Here is a 20,544-nt window from a genome sequence, read left to right as displayed (position 1 = left end):
GGTACTTCGTGCTGCGGGCCTGCATCGCTTACAACATGGTGGTGCGCCGATGGATCCGCCAGCACTGCGCGGCAAAGCCCATCACAAACACCACAGCCAATCCCAGCAGCGTCTGCAGCACCACCGGGGCCATCGGCGCCGCAGCAATCGGATGCGCCGCCGGCAAGCGGGTCAGCGTTTCATTGACGCCGGGCACCAGCGACAACAGGAAACTGAACGACAGCGCGAAGGTCGACAGGTAACGCGCTGCGCGCCCCAGCCAGCGCAGCCGCGCGGCCAGCACGCCGCCGAATGCCACCAGCAGCACGATCACCCCGAATGCGTGGCCCGGGTTGATCCCGCCCGTGCTGGAGACGGTGAATGAGGTAGCGACAGACAGCACCAGTCCCGCCAGGTACAGCTTGCCCGAGCGTGTTGCAGGGTCGATTGCGCGATGGCGAATGAAGGCATACAGGCCGCTGAGGACCGGGATCAGGCTGACAACGGTATGGAACACGCCCAGCGTGGACAGAGAGTGCGACATGGAACATCTCCAGAGTTAAATAAACCTACTAGTTGGTAGGTGCGTGATTCAAAAAATGACCCGCGTCGCCGCGGGCCCCACCACAGTCATGTCAGGCAGTCGCGCTCACCCGCGCAATGGCCAACCGCGCCAGTGCCGCGAACGTCGCCGCATCGCCGAAACCGCGCGCAGCCAGCATCGCGCCATGTACCGACGACATGAAGGCCCTCGCCTCGTCCGTCGCCGAACCCTGCAGGCGCAGTTGACCCAGTGCCGCGCCCTTTTCCAGCGTCGCGGCCAGCCACCCGCTCAGATCCTCGAAATGCCCGCGTACTTCATCGGCTATCTCTGCTGGGATCATCGGTGCCTCTGCGGCCAGCATCGCGCAGATACAGAACGACGACGTGCCGCCAGCAATGCAACTGGACCAGTAGTCCACATAGGCGTTGAGCTCCTGCAACGGGTCGCCCAGCTGCCGGTCCAGCAGCGCCAGGCCCTCACGCGCCTCGGCCCGGTACAGCTCAACCACCGTGCGCACCAGATCCACCTTGCTGGGGAAATGGTGGTGGATGCTGGCCTTGCTGATGTTCACTCGTGCCGACACGTCGGCGTAGCTGAAGCCGTTGTAGCCACCGGCCTCCAGCAGCGAACGGGCGTGGGCCAGGATCTCCTGGGCCTTGGGCGAGAGCGACTCTTTCATGCCGCCAACCTACTAGTAGGTTGAGGCGCCGTCAACTCCCCCCTGTTGGACTCGCCGGGCGTCGCCCGGCGCCACCCACACCCCGCTCAGTCGTCCTGTACCAGCTTGAACTCGCGCAGCAGGCCACCGATCTGGGTCTTGTCCAGCTTGTTCATCAGCAGGTTGCGCAGGAACGCGGGCCCGGGAATGTCCAGTTCCTTCCCATCACGCAGGCGTCCGGTCGCCGCCAGCAGCGAGCGCACGTCGTAGGTGGAATTGAACACCTCCGGCACGCCGCGTTCGATATCCAGCAACGTGTACACCGCTTCCATCGGCGTACGCACCGAATACTCGGTGGTGAAAATGCAGTCGCGCTGCTTCGATTCGGCGAACTGGCCGATGAAGGCGAAGTTCACCGCACCTTCCGGCACCACGTCAGGGCGATCACCGGCCTGGCGCGGCATGAAGAACGCGGTGATGTACGGCATCATCACCGGCACCGTCTTGGCACCGGTCGCGGCCAGCTCGTCGATCTCCTCCACCGGCACGCCCAGGTGGTACAGCCACTCGCGGGTGATCTCCTCGCCGGTGCAGTCCTGCATCGGCTTGTTCACGTAGTCGCCGGGCGTATCCACGAACAGCGAATACACCCAGACCACGATCTGGTCCTTGGGCTGGTTCTTGAAATGTGGCTGCCGGTTCACCGTCCAGCTCATCAGCCAGCGCGAGTCGCGCACGCTGACGATGCCGCCGGTCACCACCTTGCCGCTGAAGGGATCGCGCTTCGCTATCTTCTGGATGTAAGCCGGAATGCGCGCATCCAGCGTGGTCACCGTCGCCGATTCCCACTTGGTTTCCGGAATGTGTGCGCCAAACACGTCAGGGCGCCCGAACGCTGCATCCTTCGCGGCAATGCGTCGCCACAGGTCCCAGGCCGGCGCCGGGCCTTCGTTCAAGCGTGCCGCAGTGTGGTGGTCGCCATTGTCCGAGTTCTCAGTCAGCGAGCCGATGGTCATGAACAGAAGATCGTCCGCGCCCAGATCCACGCCACCGGCTACACCATCACGCATCCAGTGGATGCGCGTGGCCTGCTTACGGCCCGGCTGCAGATCGAAGTCGACGTCGGTCACCTCGGTGCCGTACTGGAACACCACGCCATGGTCCTGCAGCCACTTCACCAGCGGCAGCACCAGCGATTCGTACTGGTTGTACTTGGTGAACTTCAGCGCCGAGAAATCCGGCAGGCCGCCGATATGGTGGATGAAGCGGTGTAGGTACAGCTTCATCTCCAGCGCCGAATGCCATTCCTCGAACGCGAACATGGTGCGCCAGTACAGCCAGAAATTGCTGTCCAGGAAGTCGCGGCCCAGCACTTCGTTGATGCGCTTGTTCTCCATCTCCTGCCGGGTGGCCAGGAACAGCGCGATGATGTCCTTCTGCGCCTGCTCGGTCAGCGTAAACAGGCCGTCGGTGTGCGCATCCTCGCCGCGATTGATGGTGGCACGCTGCAGTGAATAGTTCGGGTCGTCCTTGTTCAACCAGTAGAACTCGTCCAGCACGCTGGCGTCATCGATCTCCAGCGAGGGGATCGAGCGGAACAGGTCCCACAGGCACTCGAAATGGTTCTCCATCTCGCGGCCACCACGGATCACGAAACCCTTTTCCGGCACCTTCAGGCCATCCAGCGCGCCGCCGGCAATCTGCTGCTGCTCAAGGATGGTGATGCGTTCACCGGCCATGCGGCCATCGCGCACCAGGAACGCGGCTCCCGCCAGCGAGGCCAGGCCCGAACCGACGAACCAGGCCCGCTTGCCCTCGACACCGGCGGGCTTGCGCGGGCGCGCGAAGGCTTCGTAGTTGCCACTGCTGTAGTACATGCGCTGCTCCTTCCTGGAGGGGGGTCATCAGGAACCCGTAGCGGGATGACACAGCCATCCCGTGCAGGTCATGGCCCTACTCTAGCGCCGAACCGATGTACCGTTTCCTGCACACACGCCGCGACCGAATGACGCAGCCGCGTCAGAGCTGCCGGCCCAGCAGCATGCCAGGCCAACCGTCCACGTTGAACGGTGCGATGCGTGTGTAGCCACAGGACTCATAGAAGCGCACCAGATCCCCATTGCCACCGCCGTAGCAGTCCACGCGCAGATGGTCGAGTCCGGCAGCGCGCGCCTGCTCATCGGCAAACGCCATCAAGCGGCGGCCGACGCCGCGCACGCGGCCATCGCGCGAAGCCACCAGCACGCGTACGTACAGCTCTGGCCCATCGGGCGCCGGTACATAGGGCATCGCCTCACCCAGCGCCAGGAACGCACGCACCTCACCCAGTGCGTTCTGCGCCACCCACGCGCCGGGCAGCGCACAGGCATCAGTCACCTGGGTGATCCGACGCGGCACCGTCGACCACGGCTCGCTGCCCCACTGCTGCAGATTACCGATCGACACGAACCATTCGATCACCTCGTCGAAGAGCCTCAGCACCGCAGGGGCATCGGCCACGCTGGCGCGGCGGATGGTCAAGGTGTCCTTTCCAGCTTCAGTCATGCACGCACTCCTTCCAACGCATCAATCGGCTGCACCGAGGATGCCGGCCAGCGGCCAGCACTGCCAGGGCCGGACGTCCGTGGGCCGGATTTGACATGCAGGCATTTACCTGCATATAGTCCACTCGACGGCGGCGCCTGCCCGCCCACGCGAGGAACCTGCAATGGTGGATATCGCACATCGGGTCGGCATCAAGGCCCCCGCAAGCCAGGTGTACCAGGCCCTGGCCACCCCCGAAGGCGTCGCCGCCTGGTGGGCTGAAGACACCCATGGCGACCGCCAGACCGGTGGCACGGTCAAGGTCCGCTTCACCAACAACGGCCAGGAAATCGGCGCCATGGAAATGCTGCTCGAACAGCTCATTCCCGGCGAGCTGGTGCTCTGGAAGTTCCTGGCCGGTCCCGCCGAATGGATCGGCACGCATGCGCGTTTCGCACTGAAACAGGAAGGCGACTACTGCATCGTGCTGTTCACCCACGAAGGCTGGAAAGAACGCGTCGAGTTCACCTCCCACTGCAGCACCAAGTGGGCGGTGTTCCTGTTGAGCCTCAAAGCCCTGCTGGAAACCGGCAAGGGCCAGCCCAACCCGCACGACATCAGGATCGACAACTGGAATTGAAGACGCCCCGCATGAATGCAGACAAGGTGTTCAAGGCCCTGGCCGACCCCACGCGCAGGACGCTGCTGGACCTGCTCTGCGAAGACAACGGCCAGACTCTGGGACAGCTCTGCGAGCACCTGGACATGGCCCGGCAATCGGTCACCCAGCACCTGGGCCTGCTGGAAGACGCCAACCTGATCAGTACCGTGCGTCGTGGTCGCGAAAAGCTGCACTTCATCAACCCGGTGCCGCTGCATGAAGTCTACGAGCGCTGGGTACGCAAGTTCGAGCAGCAGCGCCTGAGCCTGCTGCATGACCTGAAACGAGAACTGGAAGGAGAATGACGATGTCCGCAGAGACCACCCGCTTCATCCACGTGATCTATATCGCCTCCACGCCACAGAAGGTGTTCGAGGCCATCACCCGCCCCGAGATCGCCAGCCGCTACTGGGGCCATGAAAACGTCTCGGACTGGAAGCCCGGTTCGCGCTGGCAGCATGTGCGCGCCAACGAAACGCGCTCGGTCGAGTTGGTCGGCGAAGTGGTGGAAAGCACCCCGCCCTCGCGTCTGGTCATCACCTGGGCCGCCGCCTCTCAGGCCGACAATCCCGCTGCCTACAGCCGGGTCACCTTCGACATCGTGCCCTACCAGGACATGGTGCGGCTGACCGTCACCCACGACGAGCTGGAACCGGGCAGCGGCATGGATACCGGCATCCGCCAGGGCTGGCCGATCGTGCTGTCCAGCCTGAAGTCGTTGTTGGAGACGGGCAAGGGGCTGGATGTGTTTGCGAAGCCGGCGTAGTCGTCGGGAGGGTTGGCCCGCGCGAGCGGCACCGGGCAGATGGCCCGCTGTCGCCGCCGCCGCACAATCCCCAATCGCTCCCCCACATTGCATTTCATGGAACAATAGGGAGCACATGGTTCTCGAGTTCCGTTATGTCCCTCGCGTTGCTAACCGTCGATCAGGCTGCCCAGCAGCTCAGCCTGCACCCCAAAACCGTCCTGCGGCATATCCGTAGCGGCCAACTGCGCGCGACCCGCATCGGCAAGTCCTATCGCATCACCGCTGAAGACCTCGACGTGTTCACCGGCACCGTGCGTGAGCCCTCCGCTGCGCGCCCACAGCTGACCACAGTGGTGGATATTCCCGGATGCGGTGCGGCACGTGCCGCCGACCTGGTGCGTGCCCTGCATGCGCGCGTCACCGGCCGCGAGGCCGACGATGAGCCGCTGCGCATGGAGACGATCTATTCGCCTGAGCACGATGTGCTCAAGCTGATCGTGATCGGTGGCCTGGCAGGTTCCACGGCGCTGCTGGTCAGCCTGCAGCGCCTGCTGCAGGACCGCAGCGCATGAAGCGGCAGCGCCCCGGTATTCCCACGCAGCACGTACTTGCCGCCTACCGCCAGGTGCTTTCGGACTGGCCGGGACCACACGAATCGCACCATCTCGCCACCCGCGCCGGTTCGACATTTGTGGTCAGCTGCGGCCCGGAACACGGCCCGGCCCTGGTGCTGCTGCATGGCACCCTCAGCAATGCCGCCAGCTGGATGTTCGATGCCGAACGTTGGAGCGAGTACTACCGCGTGCATGCCGTCGACATCATTGGCGAACCGGGCCTCAGCGAAGGCACGCAACCTGCGCTGGACAGCGACGCGCATGCGCAATGGCTGGATGATGTCCTCGACGCACTTGGCGTGGAAAGCGCAGCATTCGTGGGCCTGTCGTTCGGCGGCTTCCTGGCACTGGACTACGCGCTGCGAAGGCCTGCCCGGGTCAACGCACTGGTCCTGGTCAGCCCCTCGGGTATCGGGCGCCAGCGTGCATTCCTGCTCAAGGCGCTGCCACTGTTGCTGCTTGGCCGATGGGGACGCGAGCGCCTGCGCCGCGCGGTCATGGGTCCCGCGCCACTGCATGCACCTGCACGTGCGCAGCCGCTGCTCGACCTGTTGGCATTGATCCGTGCCGAGGTTCGGCCACGTCCGCTGCGCATTCCCCGCATCAGCGACGAGCGCCTGGCTGCGTTGCATCCGCCGGCAGCCCTTGTCATGGGCGCGCGTGATGCCCTCATCGACACCCCTGCCGCCGCCGAACGCATGAAACGGCTCGTCCCGACGGCGGACGTCACCCTGCTCGCAGACGCCTATCACTACATCCCCGGCCTGCGCGAAGACATCCTCGCCCGGCTGCGTCAACTGCAGAACCTCCAGAATGAATGATTCCATTGAACACATCGGCACCACCCGCCTCCTGCGCATCGCGCCGCAGGGCCCCGCACTCGATGCCAACGGCCTGCGCGATCTGGTCGGCGATGCCCTCGGGCATCAGGCCGAGTGGATTGCCGTGCCGGTGCAGCGCCTTTCGGCAGACTTCTTCGAGCTGCGCTCCGGCATGGCCGGTCAGTGGCTGCAGATGCTGGTGAACTACCGCCTGCACTTCGCCGTGCTGGGCGATGTCAGCGACTACCGCGCACAGAGCGAATCGCTGGACGCGTGGATCATTGAGTGCAACCGCGGCCACAACGGCTGCTTCGTTGCCGACTGGGATGCCCTGCTGGCTCGCCTTTCGGCCCCCGCCAGCGCGGGCTGAACGCCAGCCCCACACTCACCCTCACCGAACCCGGTTCCGACTGCACTCCGACGCCGCCCGCCAGAGCATCACCCGCAGGCTCCCCAGGCGACGTTCGATGCGTGCTTCAGACGCAGATTCCCTGCACAGCAAAGTGGCGGCGGTCACCCTCGGCTTCTGGGTGATGAAGATCGCCGCCACCACCCTCGGCGAGACCGCCGGCGACCTGCTGTCGATGACACTCAACCTGGGCTACGTGGCCAGCTCGGCCATCCTGCTGACGATCTTTGCCGGCCTGCTGGGCATGCAGTTGTCGGCACGACGCTTCCATCCGGTGCTGTTCTGGTCGGTGGTGCTGGCCACCAGCACCGCCGGCACCACCATGTCGGACCTGATCGACCGCACGCTCGGCCTGGGCTACGCCACCGGCGCCAGCCTACTGGCCGGTTGCCTGGCGCTGGTGTTGCTGGCCTGGCGCATGTCGGAGAAGTCGATCTCGGTCAGCAACATCGCATCGCGCCGCGCCGAAGGCTTCTACTGGACCGCCGTGCTGTTCTCCAACACGCTGGGCACCGCGCTGGGCGACTTCCTGGCCGACGATTCCGGGCTGGGCTTCACTGGCGGCGCACTGCTGATCGGCAGCCTCATCGCGCTCACCGCGCTGGCCAGCCGCATCAAGGGCATCAACCGGGTCATCCTGTTCTGGATCGCCTTCGTGCTCACCCGCCCGTTCGGCGCCACCTTCGGCGATCTGCTCACCAAGCCACTGGAAAAGGGCGGCCTGGGCTTCGGCACGGTCGGCTCGTCGCTGGTGCTGTTCACCATTCTCGCCACACTGGTGGCATTGCCGATGTTGCAGCGCAAAGCGCAGCCGGCAAACTAGCGCGCCGTCCAGCCCCCATCCACCGGCAGCGCCGTGCCGGTGATCTGCGCCGCAGCGTCCGAGGCCAGGAACACCACCATCTCGCCCAGCTGATCGGGCGTCACGAACTGCAACGACGGCTGCTTTTCAGCCAGCAGCGCGCGGGCGGCGGACTCCTGATCCGTGCCTTCGCGCTCAGCCAACGCGGTGATCTGCTGCTCGACCAGCGCCGTTCGCACCCAGCCCGGGCAGATGGCATTGGCGGTGATGCCGGTGCCCGCATTCTCCAGCGCGGTCACCTTGGTGAACCCGATCACGCCATGCTTGGCTGCCACATAGGCCGACTTGTTCACCGACCCGACCAGCCCGTGCACCGACGCAATGTTGATGATGCGGCCGGCGCCCTGCTGCTTCATGTGCGGCAGGGCCGCTGCCGTGGCATGGAACACCGCCGAGAGATTCAGCGCCAGGATCGCATCCCACTTCTCGACCGGGAACTTCTCGATCGACGCGGTGTGCTGGATGCCGGCATTGTTCACCAGGATGTCGATGCGCCCCATCGTCGCAACCGCGCGGTCGATCATTCCGCGCACCGCCTCGCCACGGGACAGGTCGGCGCCGTCATGCGCCACGCGCACGCCGAACTCGGCTTCCAGACCGGTACGCATGCGTTCGATCTCCGCCGCATCGCCGAAGCCGTTCAGCACGATATCGGCACCTTGCCGCGCCAGCGCGCTGGCAATGCCAAGACCGATACCACTGGTGGAGCCGGTGACTACTGCAACCTTTCCACTGAACATGGGCGAGCTTCCGTCGGAGGTAGGCCGCCAGTGTAGCGTTACCGGCCGCCGCACCCTCCGCCTATGTGCCCACGTCCAACGAGTACGCCAGTAGGAACTCCCTGGCGTACTCATTCCCACCCTGCGCCGAAGCACGGATCAGGTACACCGCACGCGGCACGTCGCTGGCGACACCCTTGCCATGGAACAGCGCCAGGCCAAACTCGGACATGGCCGACGGATAGCCGGCCTCCGATGCCCGTTCAAAATGCGCGGCCGCCCGCATGACGTCCTGCTCGACGCGGTCACCGGTCAGCAGGCACAGCCCTACCGCATGGATTGCCGGGATATAGCCCCTCTCTGCGGCCTGGTTGAGGGTCGCGAAGCTGTCCGCCTCGGCATGTGCGTCGTCCTCCCCTACAGGCATCGAAGAAGAGCGGAACAACGCTTCGGCGCACCCGCGTGCAAGCTGCGGGGCCAACAGCCGCCGCGCCTGGGCAATGCCACCACGGTCGAGCACCGCATCGAAGTCGGTCGTGAGCTGGGTTGGCATGTTCGTCATGGCGCAGGCTTCCTTCCTGTTTGCGGGCATCCGTTCGCCCCATTGGGATTATGCATGCGCAATGCCGTACATTCCTCCAGCCCACGAGGAATGGCGACCCAATGATCTGACTCGCCGGCCAAATCGACACAACCCATTTGCCTATACGTTGTCGCAAATAGCATTGGACCCACCAAGGCATGTGGGGATATTCTCGAATCTACGTGGATCTGCCCAAAAGGTGACAATCTTGACCCTTTCCTCTCCGCCCGTTCCAGCCAAACTCCGGGAAATGCTCAAGGACTATCCGGAACATATCGAACGACTGCAGGAAGTACTGAATCGATCAGCCGAACGATCACGACAGATTCCTTTAATGCCGTTCGACGACGCGATCTCCGCATTGGAAGGCAGGCTCGGAACGTTCATCATGGAGGCACGGAGTGAGCTTGCCGCTGCTGAAGCGGCTGGGAATCCCCAGGATATTGCCAATGCACTTGAAAAAGAACGGTTAATGCTTAGGGCGCGCCTACAAAGCCAATGGATAGGAGATGAGTCGATGTACTCCTATTTTCAGGAGCTAGAGCGTTGAGTTCAGCCGATTGGAGCCTCGCGCCCCAGGCGCATGCGCAGGTGTTTGCGGAGAAGGTGCTTCCCCATAGTGGTCTGGACAGTACCACTCCTCAGGAGCACCCCAAGGCAATTGTACTCGCTGGACAGCCAGGCGCAGGTAAGAGCGGGGTTGCCGGTGCTGCGATTCGAGAGCTTGCTGGTGATGCCATTCCCATCGATCCCGACGCGCTGCGGGAGATGCACCGTGACGCTCCGCAGCTTGTCCAGCAGCACCCATACACCTGGTCAGGGCATACTCACAGCGATGCCAGCCAATGGGCAAAAGAGCTGCGATCCCTGGCAGTCGAGGGCCACAGGAATCTCATCCTCGATACGACACTAGGAAATGGCGACGCCGCAGTTAATCTGATCAAGAATCTCCAGGCCAAGGGCTACGAAGTGGAGATTCGGGGAGTTGTCGCACATCGGTTGGAAAGCGAGCTTGGTGTCGACCGAAGGTTTACTGACAAGCTGGACGACGAAGGCTTCGGCCGCTACGTCCCCGAAGATGTACGCAAACACGTTTACGATGCCCTGCCCGGCAATCTGGACAAGGTCCAGGCCGAGACCGGCATCCAGATTCGGCTCTACGGACGCGAAGGCGCTCAGGTCTACGACAGTTATGCCGATACCCGCCTGCCGGGCGCAGCACTGGAAGCCGAACGCGAAGCTCGGCTGAAAGACCCCCGAATCACCCAATCATTGCGCGATGGCTGGCGCGCACAAGGCCGCTGGCACGCCGAGCTTGGGGACACCCTGCCCCTCAACGACAAGGTCAGTCCACCAACAGCGGCAGCCGTTTTCGATGAGCGCGCAACGCTCAAGGTTGTTGAAGGCATTACACCCAACATCCAGGAAGCACGCGTCATCGACCACACCATCCGCGTGCGTCCAAACATGGTGCGGGGCGCCGTCATCGGTGGCGCCGCAGCGACGGTCGTTGAAGCCGCGACGGAAGGAACAAGGATCGCCGACCTGTACGCACGCGACAACCGGACGGGCGCGGAAGCCGCGCTGCTGGACTTCGGAGCACGCAGCGTCGGCGGTTGGACCGGCGCAGTGGTGGGCGCCAAGGTCGGTACGCTGCTGGGCATCGAATCCGGCCCTGGCGCCATTGTCACCGGCATCATTGGTGGCGGGTTAGGCGCCTGGGGTGGCAGTGAGATCGTCGACTGGATCGAGAAGTACCAGATCAACAACCAGGCAGACAGCACCGGCAGGGTCTGGACGTTTGACCCGGCGCATCCCGAAAAGGGCTGGACGCACAGCGAGCGGGAGATCATCGGCACCGTCGGCACCCTGGCCGATCGCCCGATCTACGGCGCGACTACACTGCTCACGGCCGACGCCGAATTGACCCAGCAACTGAACTACCAGGCCTCAAGCCGGGCCGTCGGGCTGCGGCTGTCCGCGCCGGATCAACCGATCAATCCCTTCAGCATCGCCGGCGATGCCAGCGATACGCCCAGCGCACTGCCACGCTCCTGGGAGCGCAATCCAGAAACCGGCGAATGGCGGCGCGAGGTCGTCCATCAGGTCCTCGAACACGGCATCAAGAACACCACGGTCGAAGTAGCCGACGCCACCAAGGCTGCCCAGCTTGATGACGCCGCACAGGGCATCATGGCCTTCAACGCCGCCCGTAGCTCGGCGGCCTTTGCCAAGCAGTACGAGCAGGCCTACACCGCCCAAGGCTGGTCCCAGTACGGACCGATTCCGGATGAAGTGATCTGGGCCCAAGACCATCCCGATCACGTACTGGCATCCGATGGACGCACCTATCAGCAACAGGGCGACGGCGAATGGCTGCATGACGGCTGGATCTACGATTCGCTCGCCGAGGGCAACATCCGCGACGAGTTGAACCGAACCTATCCGCAGATCCGCGCCATCCAACAGATGGAGGCGCCGGTACCCGGCGCCCACGAACGCAGTATCGAGGCACTGACCGTCAACGAACGCGAAGCCCGCGACCAGGCCATGCAGGAAGCCAATCGACTGGGTGTCGCTGCACCGCAAGCGCAGCAGGTTGCCGCCGCTGCCGTGGCTGAGGTTCGCGGCGAGCACGCCGAAGAACGGCTGACGCCACAAGCCGTGATCGATGCGCACAGCGTTGAACGCGCTGCACTGTCGCCCAACACATCACCCTTGGTACAGGAGCATCGCGCTCCTGCGCCTGCAGCGCCGACGCCTTCGGATCGTGTGGAATCCGTGCAGGAACCGGCTCGCCGCGAAGCACCACGACGGGAGCCGATCGCGGCCGCTGCAACGCAACCTGCACCGGATGAGTCAAGCGAGCGGCAAGCGCATACCGAGGCAAATCCTCCTGCGCACCCGATGCCGGCAGCCCCTGTGCCGTCACCCGGCATTCCCTCCGCTGAGCGATCTCCCGCACAGCCAGAAGTGAGTGCATTACCTACGTCGGATGTCGGACACCCCGCTCCTGCGCAGGAGCCCGTTGCGACTCAGACCCACTCTCTGGCCCCGTCAATCCAGGCCGAAGTGGCTGACGCCGCCCCGGCTACTGCTCGTCTCCACGAAGCCGAAGCAACACCAGCGCCAGTCCAACTTGAGCCAGACGTTCCAGCCCCCCTCGCAGCAGCCGAGGCCGCTGCGCCCAGGGTCTCAGAGCACGAGCCTCCTTACGCGCCACCACCCGTGGAAGCACTGGCGGCACCACCCTCAAGCGCAACGGCCCAGCAAGAGCCCGAAGCGCCGCCCGCCCCCCTGCTGCCTACCCAGCCTGAGCATCCCGATCACGCCCTCTACCAGCAGGTGCGCACAGGCGTAGCCACATTAGATGCAAAGCACGGCCGCACGTTCGACGAAGCCAGCGAGCGCATGACTGCCAGCTTGCTGGTGCTCGCCAAGGACAACGACCTGGATCGCGTGGACCACGTACTGCTGAGCAACGCCACCGCGGACAAACCCGCCGGTCATACTCTGTTCGTCGTACAGGGCGAGCCCAGCGACCCCGCACACCAGCGCGCTGCGATGCCGACCGAACTGGCCGCACAGACCTCAGTCGAAGAATCCATGCAGCAGTTCGACGCCGTCAGCCGCGAAGCGCATCAGCGCGTCATCGCCAACCAGCTGGAGCAGCAGCTGGAAGATCAGCGCGTGCAGCAGGATATCCAGATCCGTGCCGCCAGCATGGGCTGAGTGGGTAAGACACGCGCGAAATCATTCACAACAGCCCGCCCTCTTGGTCCCTCTGCTTGCCAATCGGCGCTATTGATATCGCCGCACAATCAGAAGAACAGACTCGCTCGCTCAACGGTCGCGAGCGGATTGGCCTTCCGCACCGCCTCCAGAAAAAGCAGAAAGTCGCGGTTGAACAGCGAAAGGTTGTTGGTGAACGTCACGCACTTTTTACCCGATGCTCTGCTGAAGCATACCTGCCAGACATAGCGCGCATAGATGACGTCGGACGTTCGGGTGACTGAGGTGATCTGCGAAAGCGGAACTGCCGTGGGAACCGGTCCCCGCCGCAGGTAGAAAGCTTCCGTATCGAAGAAGTAGTGCTCGCGATCCTCTTTGCCATCCACCATCACCAAGGTCATGGATGTTCCGGAGATCCGGCGAGGAGGATCCAAACGCAGCCCCGACTTCACGGACGAGCGAGCAGTTGCCGACATTCGCCGAAGGATGAACCAAAGGATCCCCAACGGAAGTGCCGCGAGGACAATGAAACCTGCGGTCTTCAAAACAGTTTCCAGCGTGCTGGGCACACAGATCTCCAGGATGAATTTTCAGGCGATACCCAAGTAGATCCACGCCACGCGTGGATGCTCTCCCTCAACGCCCCATCACTTCCAATGATCCGGCCCCAGGAACGGCAGGCTCAACACAAACACCGGCACCGCCACAGGGATCAACGCCGCGCCCAGCACCTTGCCAGCCGCCGAACCCACACCCGGCTTGTCCTCCCTCTCCGGCAGGATCCGCTGCGCCCGCGCATTGATCGGCTGTGCCAGCTTCCCCTTCTCCGCCAGCGCCGCAGCATCCGGCAACTTCACCCGCTCGCCGTGGCCCTCGAACAGCGCGCTGTAATAGCTGCCTCCCTTCTTGGAAAGATTGCAGGCCCGGTCAAATGCCAGCGCGTAACGGGTCCGGTCCATCGGCAGGTAGTAGCGCGCACGCTCCTCCACGGCCTTGGCCTCACGCGAGGGGACCTCAATCCGCTCCAGCTTGAACTGCGCGGCCTGTTCCGGCGTCACCTGCTCCGGCCGCAGCAGCAGCGCATAGCTGCCGTGCACCTTGGCCTTGTTGGCCGGGTCGCGCCAATCCTCATGGAAGTACATCTGCGCGCAGGCCACCGCCTCGCGCAGAGGGCTGTCCATCAGCGCCCGGTACTCGCGGAACGGCGCGGCATTGAAGCGCATCGGCTCGTCATAGCGCGGCAGCAGGTACAGCTGGCCGTCGTCCGCCACGAACGCACTGGTGATCTCGCGGCTTGAGGCGTGCTCTTCCGGGCCACTGGCACAGCCGGACAGCAGGCCAAGGCACAAGGCGGAGAGAATGAAAAAAGACGTTCGCATGTCGTGTTCTAGAGCTTCCGTGGAAAACCGGCCCCGCCCGGAAGGACGAGGCCAGTCCGCCATGGTGCCACGGCACCGCACGCGATGCAGGCCCCGCCCTACTTCAACCGCTCCACCAACCGCTGCCCCACCTCCAGCGCCGAGGCCGGGTTCTGCCCGGTAATCAGCTCGCGGTCCACCACCACATGCCCGGTCCACGGCGTGGCATTGCTGCTGAACTTCGCACCCGCCCGCTGCAACGCAGTCTGCGGGTAGAACTTCATCTCACCGCCGCCCAGCAGCGGCTTGGCCTGCTCCTCTTCCTGGTTGCTGATCACCGTCATCTGGTAGCCGCTGTAGATCCACTTCGGCATGGCCGGCATCGCCTCCGCTTCCAGAGTTGCCACGAAACCCGCCGCATCCGGCAGCGTGGACAGCAGCGCGATCGGCCCGTGGCAGACCAGCGCGGTGGTCTTGTTGCGCTGGTGGAAGTCGGCTAGCAACCGGCCCAGCGCCGGGCTCTTCAGCAGGTCCTGCATCGGCGCGTGGCCACCGGGAATGTAGACCGCGTCGAAGTGCGCGTAGCCCTGCTGCTCGATGCGCGCCAGGCTGACCACCGGCGAGGCCGTCGGCGAGGTCAGCGCCAGCTTCTCCAGCAGCGCCTTGTGCAGCGTCAGCTGCGCGGCATCGTTGCCGAAGTACGCCGGCGTCACCGAGGACGCATCCACCGTCGGCGCCCGCCCCTGCGGCGTGGCGAAGGTCACCTGGTGGCCCGCGTCCAGCAGCAGCTTGACCGGCTGCATCAACTCGTTGAGATAGAAGCCGGTGGACAGCACCTTGCCGTCCTTCAGGTCCAGGTGGTTTTCGTCGGACAGCACCACCAGCACGTTGGCGGCATGGGCGCCGCTGGCAGCCAGGGTCAGGGCCAGCGCTGCGGCCAGCCGGGTCATCAGGTTCATGGGGAGCTCCTATCGGGGAATGGCGGCCACTTTATTCATCGCCCCAGCGGCGATAAATTGGCCCCATCGCAAAACATCTGTTCCCCGGAGAGCCAAATGAGCCGCAAGTTCGATTACCTGGGCGATGTGGAGGTGTTCCTGGCGGTGGTCGAGCACGGCTCGTTCACCGCCGGGGCGGTGGCGCTGTCCACCACGCCCTCGGTGCTGAGCCGCGCGGTCACCCGGTTGGAAGCGCGGCTGGGCCGGCAGCTGCTGCAGCGGACCACCCGCCGCGTGGGCCTGACCGACGCCGGGCGGCTCTATCGGGAACAGGTGCGCACCGCCTTCGGCCTGCTGGACGACGCCGAACGCGACGTGCTGGCCCAGGACGGTGCGCTGGCCGGCCGCGTGCGCCTGAGCGTGCCCACCACCTATGGCCACTACCGGCTGCCGCCCGTGCTGGCGCGCTTTGCACAGCAGTACCCGCAGGTGCAGGTGGAACTGAACATCACCAACCGCAACGTGGATCTGGTCGCCGAAGGCTTCGACCTGGCCATCCGCCTGGGCCAGCTGCCGGACAGCGGGCTGGTAGCGCGAAAGTTGGAAGACGCCCCTTTGCTGCTGGTGGCCGCGCCGGACTACCTGCAGCGCCGCGGCACCCCGCAGACGCTGGACGACCTGCAGCAGCACCTGTGCCTGCCCTTCGTGATGCCGCGCACCGGGCGGCTGGCGCCGTGGATCTTCCGCGACGGCGGGCGCGACGTGGACTGGCTGCCACGTTCGTCCATCGAGACTTCCGACGATGTGCTGGGCGTGGTGTCGCTGGCCGAACAGGGCATCGGTATCTGCCAGAGCTATGAGTTCATCGTGCGCGAGCGGTTGCTGCGTGGGCAGCTGGTGGAAGTACTGCCGCAGCTGCGAGGGCGGTCAAGACCGTTCTCGGTGATCTATGCGCCGCATCGGCGGCAGTCGGCGGCGGCACGGGCGATGATTGAGTTGCTGGTGGGGAATGCGGCTGAAAAGGGCGTTGGTTGAAGCTGCGAGCTTGTTAACGGTGTCGGGTTTGAACCGATTTTCGAGGTTTGCGGCTGATCGCGCGCCGTTGATTGGCGAGGCGGACTAAGAACTGTTGCAAAGAAGGCTGTCGCGCTATTCGCTTGTGGCATGGGCGATTGCGCCAGTTTGATTCGCCATCAGCAGAGCAGCTGCGCGAATGCATCCGGCGGTGTCGCGTGCTGCACGAATGGTGCGTGCCACAATAGTTCTTCGCTCTCGGATTCCGCGATTCCTTCGCGAATTTCTATTGGCATTCGGAGCGGCGGCGTAAACACCATGACGTGCCACCGACAACGGGTGGCTCCGGGTCTGCAAACCCGCGATGAGCAACGACTGTTGTTTACGCTTGCCCGTCGGCACCGTCCTTAACCGGTGCCGGCGGGCAATCCGTCGGCCTATCTGGCGGGCGGTGCGTGGGGGTCCTCGGACCCACCGGTCATTCGTTGCTTCGTCCCGGTTTGCAGCCACGCATCGTCCGCCACCTCTTCACGGTGGCGCTGTTAAGCACAGCCACGGAAGCCGACGCCATGAACGAATCCGACACCTTCTCTTCGTACACCGTTGTTGAGCCCATCAACGACGACACTCCCCTGCCCGACCTGAACTACCTCCTCGGCATCCTCAAGCGCATGCGCGGCTGCGAGGGAGCCGATGGGCACCCCTGGCCAGAAACCGACGTGTCACCCGGCCGACGCGTGAGCCTGGCGAGGAGTGAGCGCGCGATGGTGGGAGCGCTAACGGTCCTGGAGCTGCTCCACGCGGCAGATCGCTGCCGAGTGGCAGCGGAGCCGGAGCGGCATCTGGATGAGGGAGTTGTGGATGGACTGTTTCTGGCTTGTCGGGGGCTGGTTGAGTGGGCTTGCCATGAGGTAAGGCCGGGGTGATCTTCACTGATCACCCTAGGCCACATAGATATCGGATGCTGAGACCAGCACCGCTGCGCGAGGATGACAAGGCAACAACTGCAGCGCCCGCAACACTCTTTTCAAATCTATCGCCAGGCACCTCTCGTCATTAGGGTGACTGGTCTTCCAAGAACTTCGCCAGGATTGCAGCTGACGGGTAGCTCGACATAGACGCGATGCCATTGGCGAGCTCAACGGGGAAAAGTGCCCCCTCAAATTTATGGCTGACTATCGATGGCAGAGTAGCCAAGATTCGCTTAAGCCCGATCAAGTCCTGAGGGACCGGTCGGTCTCCAGCATCAATGTAGTCTCCCGTTGGAACATTCAGGACCATGGACATTCCCGGGTCCAACTTGACGAATAGCTTCTCCCCCCAATTTGTACGCTTCCCATAGGGATTAGACAAATCTGGCGAGCGATAGACCTCGCGACGAACATAATTGTGATCCAACGCGGCATAGCTACCCCGCTCTCCCCGCTCGTGCGGAGCAGCGAAGTGCACGATTGACTGCAAGTGATCGACGAAGGCACCGCTCTTTTCCTGTCCGATGATGTGCACAGCCCTGCCTTGCTTCACGGCGAAGGAAAGAAACTCGCGGATGTTGGGGACGAGCTTGGAATATTGGCTACGGAGCGATAACGGGCCGTCCTTTATAAATAAAGTCTCGCCGACCAACGACTTGTCGGTGTGCCCCCATGCGACCCGAATGGCGGTAAAAAGCATCAGATGCTCCATGACGAGCATGTAGGACGATGCGACCGAATCTGGCGCACTGTCCTCATCCATGTCGAGATGGAAGCCAATCAGGTCCGACACAAAGACGACCTGCTTGCAATGATCGCAAGTACCTTCGTCGGCATCGTGAGGCAAGCCATCGATCAAGGTATGGCAATGCGGGCATTCGAAGGAAGGGGACGACGAAGTGCCATCGGACCACTTTTTGTAGACCAGCCACTTGAGTGTGTCGAAGAACGCCCCACCCTGATCGATTTTGAACGAGTCTCGGACAATGTGACGGACAGCGTCGTAGTTGCTTCCCAGCGTGGTGCGCACGTTCTTGAGCGGAAACACAGTGGAATGATAGATCGCACTGCCCCTGAGAACATCCTGCAGCAAAAGCGGGTGCGGATTCTCCTTGTCGATCGCATCAATCTTGACTCGATCGACCAGCAAGAGCGCGGTCTTGACGAACGCGACTTCCTTGGGCGGCTTCCCTTCTGATCGCACCGCAACGAAGGAGCCATCTACTGCCCAGACGCTCCGCAGGGGCAGTACACCCTGAGTGTCGATGGTCTGCCATAAAGTGCCAGAGTTATCCGTTGCTGGTGCTTTCGCTTGCTCGAAATCCCTGACCAGCTCCTTCACCCACGTGCTCTGAACCACCGATAGATGGCCCAACTTGGAGGCCGACTCGAAGGGCAACCTTGTCCCGCCACTGTAAGGCATGTCAGATCGCCTCGAACTTGTTTGCCTGCACAGGAATGACGAACCGGTGCGACATCGTCAACATGCGCATATACCCTGGGGTCTTGGACCTAAGGATATCCTGCTCGATGCCTTCGAAGGCGATCTGCACCCGACCCAACGCACGCGCCTCATCTTGACTGGAGAGATGGCCGACAAAGAAGTTCTCTGTCTGAGCCAACAGGTCCTTGTTGATCGTGGAGGGCGACTGGGTCGAATACACCATGCCAATGTGGAACTTCGCACCCTCCTTCGCAAAACGAGCGTAGACGCCTGTTAGGTCTCGCGAATCCGGAGGAAATAGGTTATGAGCCTCCTCGAAGTACAGCTGCACAAAACACCCACCCAAGGTATTGCTGACAAACTTGCGCTCCTGGTGCGCGAATACAGCCTTGGACAGCATGTCAGCAAAATAGCGCCGTATTTCATCTGTCGCATTGCCAAGGTCGAGGATAACCGTAAGCCCGTTATCCAGCAGGGCTAGGATCTCATTGATAAAGTCGCCAGCATGCGGCGAGTGAAAAGCCTTGTAGGCTCGCAGCATACCTGGACCTGTGCGCCCCGCTGCAGGACTGAGAAAGTCTAGCAACGCAATGTCGTCTGGATCGAACGTGGCTTTCTTCGATTTCTTAGACGTAAGCACCGGATCGGACGGATTGTCACGGCGAAACTGAGCAATTACCTCAAGCTCTGTCTTGAGAAGGTCAATGGAATCGATCGATGAGGGAGGCGTTCCTGCACCAGTGGCCGAATAGGCTGCCGACCGGAGTTCCATGCTAAAATGCGGATCAAAGTGTTTGGCAACACGAGATATCAGTCCAAGTCCTCGTAGCCGCTTCTCGTCAATATCAAAGCCAGCCTTCTTCAGAATTGCCCAGAACATCTGGATTTTCCGGATCGGCCGAACCTTATCTTCTTCAGGGAGCGATTTGATCCCTTCAATGGAGGGCAGTGTCGCACTGGTAAAACTCTTAACGTAGTGCGCCGTATTGTTATCCTGCTCCAGCATCGAGCCAAGAATTTGGATAGCGGAGTCGGTCTGTTCGTAGAAATTCAGTCGCAACGGCTTGGATGGCGTCTCCGGGCGGGTAGTCAGAGCATAGACCTCACATCGATCCGCATTAGCCGAGCGAATGGATTTGTTCCCATCCTGAGGATTGTCGTTGGCATACTCCCCGTTCACATCGAAGATCAGCTGACCAACCGACTTATCTTCTGCCGTTGCATCAAGCATGCCCTTAGCAATGAGCTTGACCACATTGGATTTACCAAGTCGGGTCTTGCCGAACATCGCAGTCCGGCAGCCCATGAAATCTCTCATCGAGATTGAAACAGGGATGCGGCTGGTGCTTGCGCTGGACAGGCCGCACTCCATCGTCCTTAGCGCGCCGATCTCGATCTGGCTCTCTGGCTTGACCATGCCATTGACAATCAGCTTCAACAGCGCATCGTCAGGGGAGAAAACCTTGTAGCGATGGGCGCTCACCACATTGTTCACATCACCCGAATAGGCTAGCCGCTGCATCGCAGCGGGATCGGCATAGAACATGCCCAACACGTCGCAGTCCAGCGCACCCCACTGCAATTCGCTTTGCGTCCACACGTCCAGTTCAGGCATAGACTTCTTGTGCAGTTCGAAATACGTCTGCTGAACTTGACTACTAAGGGGTGTGGGCGATACGCCCGTGACGCGAAGGAGGGTAAAATGCGCCGGTGCAGCGGCAGCATTCACCGGCGTCATGATCAGAAACGAACCTCGCGGAATGCCCCCGACCGCCAGCTTGTAAGGGTCGCTGGTGATGATTTTTGCGGAGTCAAAGCCCAACTCAAGTACGTACCCCACAAAGCGCATTTTGCTTACTAGCTTTGCAGCTTCATTATTTGCCTCGGCATCAAGAAAGCTTCGCAAAGCATCGATCGGATTGCCTTGCGTTGCCGAGGTCTGCATCAAGCTTCCAAGCGTGGACAT

22 protein-coding genes are annotated in these 20,544 nt (G+C 62.7%); 11 read left to right on the top strand and 11 right to left on the bottom strand.

Annotated elements, in window-relative coordinates:
* Nucleotides 1-28: 28 nt before the first annotated feature.
* The 4 genes from GOC52_RS08965 to GOC52_RS08950 all read right to left on the bottom strand — a co-directional run bounded on the left by GOC52_RS08965 (nucleotide 29) and on the right by GOC52_RS08950 (nucleotide 3,725).
* The gene (locus GOC52_RS08965) at nucleotides 29-523 is read right to left on the bottom strand and encodes a hypothetical protein (RefSeq protein ID WP_191851188.1); all 495 of its coding nucleotides are present in this window, start codon (nucleotides 521-523) and stop codon (nucleotides 29-31) included.
* A gap of 91 nt (nucleotides 524-614) precedes the next feature.
* Nucleotides 615-1,202, bottom strand: coding sequence for a TetR/AcrR family transcriptional regulator (locus GOC52_RS08960; protein ID WP_019337514.1), 588 nt, complete (start codon nucleotides 1,200-1,202; stop codon nucleotides 615-617).
* Between the two features lie 86 nt (nucleotides 1,203-1,288).
* A complete protein-coding gene (locus tag GOC52_RS08955) occupies nucleotides 1,289-3,058 on the bottom strand; it encodes an oleate hydratase (RefSeq protein WP_191851186.1) in 1,770 nt (589 codons plus the stop codon).
* Nucleotides 3,059-3,200: 142 nt separating this feature from the next.
* Entirely contained in the window at nucleotides 3,201-3,725 is a 525-nt protein-coding gene (locus GOC52_RS08950; protein WP_043397078.1) for a GNAT family N-acetyltransferase, read from the bottom strand.
* Between the two features lie 163 nt (nucleotides 3,726-3,888).
* Between GOC52_RS08950 and GOC52_RS08945 the strand changes: the two genes are divergently transcribed.
* The 7 genes from GOC52_RS08945 (at nucleotide 3,889) to GOC52_RS08915 (ending at nucleotide 7,780) form a co-directional block, all read left to right on the top strand.
* Nucleotides 3,889-4,344: an SRPBCC family protein gene (locus tag GOC52_RS08945; RefSeq protein WP_191851184.1), complete on the top strand. Its 456-nt coding sequence runs from the start codon at nucleotides 3,889-3,891 to the stop codon at nucleotides 4,342-4,344.
* Between the two features lie 11 nt (nucleotides 4,345-4,355).
* On the top strand, nucleotides 4,356-4,670 hold the full coding sequence (locus GOC52_RS08940; RefSeq protein ID WP_005416268.1) for an ArsR/SmtB family transcription factor: 315 nt from the start codon (nucleotides 4,356-4,358) through the stop codon (nucleotides 4,668-4,670).
* A 2-nt stretch (nucleotides 4,671-4,672) separates the two neighbouring features.
* A complete protein-coding gene (locus GOC52_RS08935; protein WP_191851182.1) occupies nucleotides 4,673-5,131 on the top strand; it encodes an SRPBCC family protein in 459 nt (152 codons plus the stop codon).
* Nucleotides 5,132-5,265: 134 nt separating this feature from the next.
* On the top strand, nucleotides 5,266-5,685 hold the full coding sequence (locus GOC52_RS08930) for a helix-turn-helix domain-containing protein (RefSeq protein WP_191851180.1): 420 nt from the start codon (nucleotides 5,266-5,268) through the stop codon (nucleotides 5,683-5,685).
* Nucleotides 5,682-6,548 carry an alpha/beta fold hydrolase gene (locus GOC52_RS08925; protein ID WP_191851179.1) on the top strand — a complete coding sequence of 289 codons (867 nt, stop codon included), beginning with the start codon at nucleotides 5,682-5,684 and terminating at the stop codon, nucleotides 6,546-6,548. Before GOC52_RS08930 ends, GOC52_RS08925 begins: the two co-directional genes overlap by 4 nt.
* Complete coding sequence (locus GOC52_RS08920; protein WP_053442876.1) at nucleotides 6,541-6,918, top strand: DUF4180 domain-containing protein; 378 nt, start codon at nucleotides 6,541-6,543, stop codon at nucleotides 6,916-6,918. Before GOC52_RS08925 ends, GOC52_RS08920 begins: the two co-directional genes overlap by 8 nt.
* 97 nt (nucleotides 6,919-7,015) lie before the next feature.
* The gene (locus GOC52_RS08915) at nucleotides 7,016-7,780 is read left to right on the top strand and encodes a COG4705 family protein (RefSeq protein WP_191851176.1); all 765 of its coding nucleotides are present in this window, start codon (nucleotides 7,016-7,018) and stop codon (nucleotides 7,778-7,780) included.
* Here the strand turns inward: GOC52_RS08915 and GOC52_RS08910 are convergent.
* Both GOC52_RS08910 and GOC52_RS08905 read right to left on the bottom strand, forming a co-directional pair.
* A complete protein-coding gene (locus tag GOC52_RS08910) occupies nucleotides 7,777-8,559 on the bottom strand; it encodes a 3-hydroxybutyrate dehydrogenase (RefSeq protein WP_191851174.1) in 783 nt (260 codons plus the stop codon). The two genes, GOC52_RS08915 and GOC52_RS08910, sit on opposite strands and share 4 nt — an antisense overlap.
* 61 nt (nucleotides 8,560-8,620) lie before the next feature.
* Nucleotides 8,621-9,100 carry a tetratricopeptide repeat protein gene (locus GOC52_RS08905; RefSeq protein WP_191851172.1) on the bottom strand — a complete coding sequence of 160 codons (480 nt, stop codon included), beginning with the start codon at nucleotides 9,098-9,100 and terminating at the stop codon, nucleotides 8,621-8,623.
* 229 nt (nucleotides 9,101-9,329) lie between these two features.
* On the opposite strand from GOC52_RS08905, the gene GOC52_RS08900 reads away from it, so the two are divergent.
* Both GOC52_RS08900 and GOC52_RS08895 read left to right on the top strand, forming a co-directional pair.
* On the top strand, nucleotides 9,330-9,671 hold the full coding sequence (locus tag GOC52_RS08900) for a hypothetical protein (protein ID WP_143572903.1): 342 nt from the start codon (nucleotides 9,330-9,332) through the stop codon (nucleotides 9,669-9,671).
* Complete coding sequence (locus tag GOC52_RS08895) at nucleotides 9,668-12,853, top strand: zeta toxin family protein (RefSeq protein WP_238794433.1); 3,186 nt, start codon at nucleotides 9,668-9,670, stop codon at nucleotides 12,851-12,853. Before GOC52_RS08900 ends, GOC52_RS08895 begins: the two co-directional genes overlap by 4 nt.
* Nucleotides 12,854-12,942: 89 nt before the next feature.
* On the opposite strand, the gene GOC52_RS08890 is transcribed toward GOC52_RS08895, so the two are convergent.
* The 3 genes from GOC52_RS08890 to GOC52_RS08880 form a co-directional block, all read right to left on the bottom strand.
* Nucleotides 12,943-13,422 (bottom strand): hypothetical protein, encoded by a 480-nt coding sequence (locus GOC52_RS08890; RefSeq protein ID WP_238794432.1) that lies wholly within the window; start codon nucleotides 13,420-13,422, stop codon nucleotides 12,943-12,945.
* Nucleotides 13,423-13,500: 78 nt separating this feature from the next.
* Nucleotides 13,501-14,232, bottom strand: a complete 732-nt coding sequence (locus tag GOC52_RS08885; RefSeq protein WP_191851170.1) for a hypothetical protein — start codon at nucleotides 14,230-14,232, stop codon at nucleotides 13,501-13,503.
* 98 nt (nucleotides 14,233-14,330) lie between these two features.
* Nucleotides 14,331-15,170, bottom strand: coding sequence for a type 1 glutamine amidotransferase domain-containing protein (locus GOC52_RS08880; protein ID WP_191851168.1), 840 nt, complete (start codon nucleotides 15,168-15,170; stop codon nucleotides 14,331-14,333).
* Nucleotides 15,171-15,266: 96 nt separating this feature from the next.
* On the opposite strand from GOC52_RS08880, the gene GOC52_RS08875 reads away from it, so the two are divergent.
* Nucleotides 15,267-16,184 (top strand): LysR family transcriptional regulator, encoded by a 918-nt coding sequence (locus GOC52_RS08875; protein ID WP_191851166.1) that lies wholly within the window; start codon nucleotides 15,267-15,269, stop codon nucleotides 16,182-16,184.
* A 548-nt stretch (nucleotides 16,185-16,732) separates the two neighbouring features.
* Nucleotides 16,733-17,089, top strand: coding sequence for a hypothetical protein (locus tag GOC52_RS08870; RefSeq protein ID WP_191851165.1), 357 nt, complete (start codon nucleotides 16,733-16,735; stop codon nucleotides 17,087-17,089).
* 130 nt (nucleotides 17,090-17,219) lie between these two features.
* On the opposite strand, the gene GOC52_RS08865 is transcribed toward GOC52_RS08870, so the two are convergent.
* The gene (locus GOC52_RS08865) at nucleotides 17,220-18,476 is read right to left on the bottom strand and encodes a hypothetical protein (RefSeq protein WP_238794431.1); all 1,257 of its coding nucleotides are present in this window, start codon (nucleotides 18,474-18,476) and stop codon (nucleotides 17,220-17,222) included.
* 82 nt (nucleotides 18,477-18,558) lie between these two features.
* A complete protein-coding gene (locus GOC52_RS08860; RefSeq protein ID WP_191851161.1) occupies nucleotides 18,559-20,544 on the bottom strand; it encodes an ATP-binding protein in 1,986 nt (661 codons plus the stop codon).

This window comes from Stenotrophomonas sp. SXG-1 (assembly GCF_014083965.1).
Classification (GTDB): Bacteria; Pseudomonadota; Gammaproteobacteria; order Xanthomonadales; family Xanthomonadaceae; genus Stenotrophomonas; species Stenotrophomonas geniculata.
The sequence above is the reverse complement of the archived record's forward strand: the minus strand, read 5'-3'. Positions and strand labels throughout refer to the sequence as shown.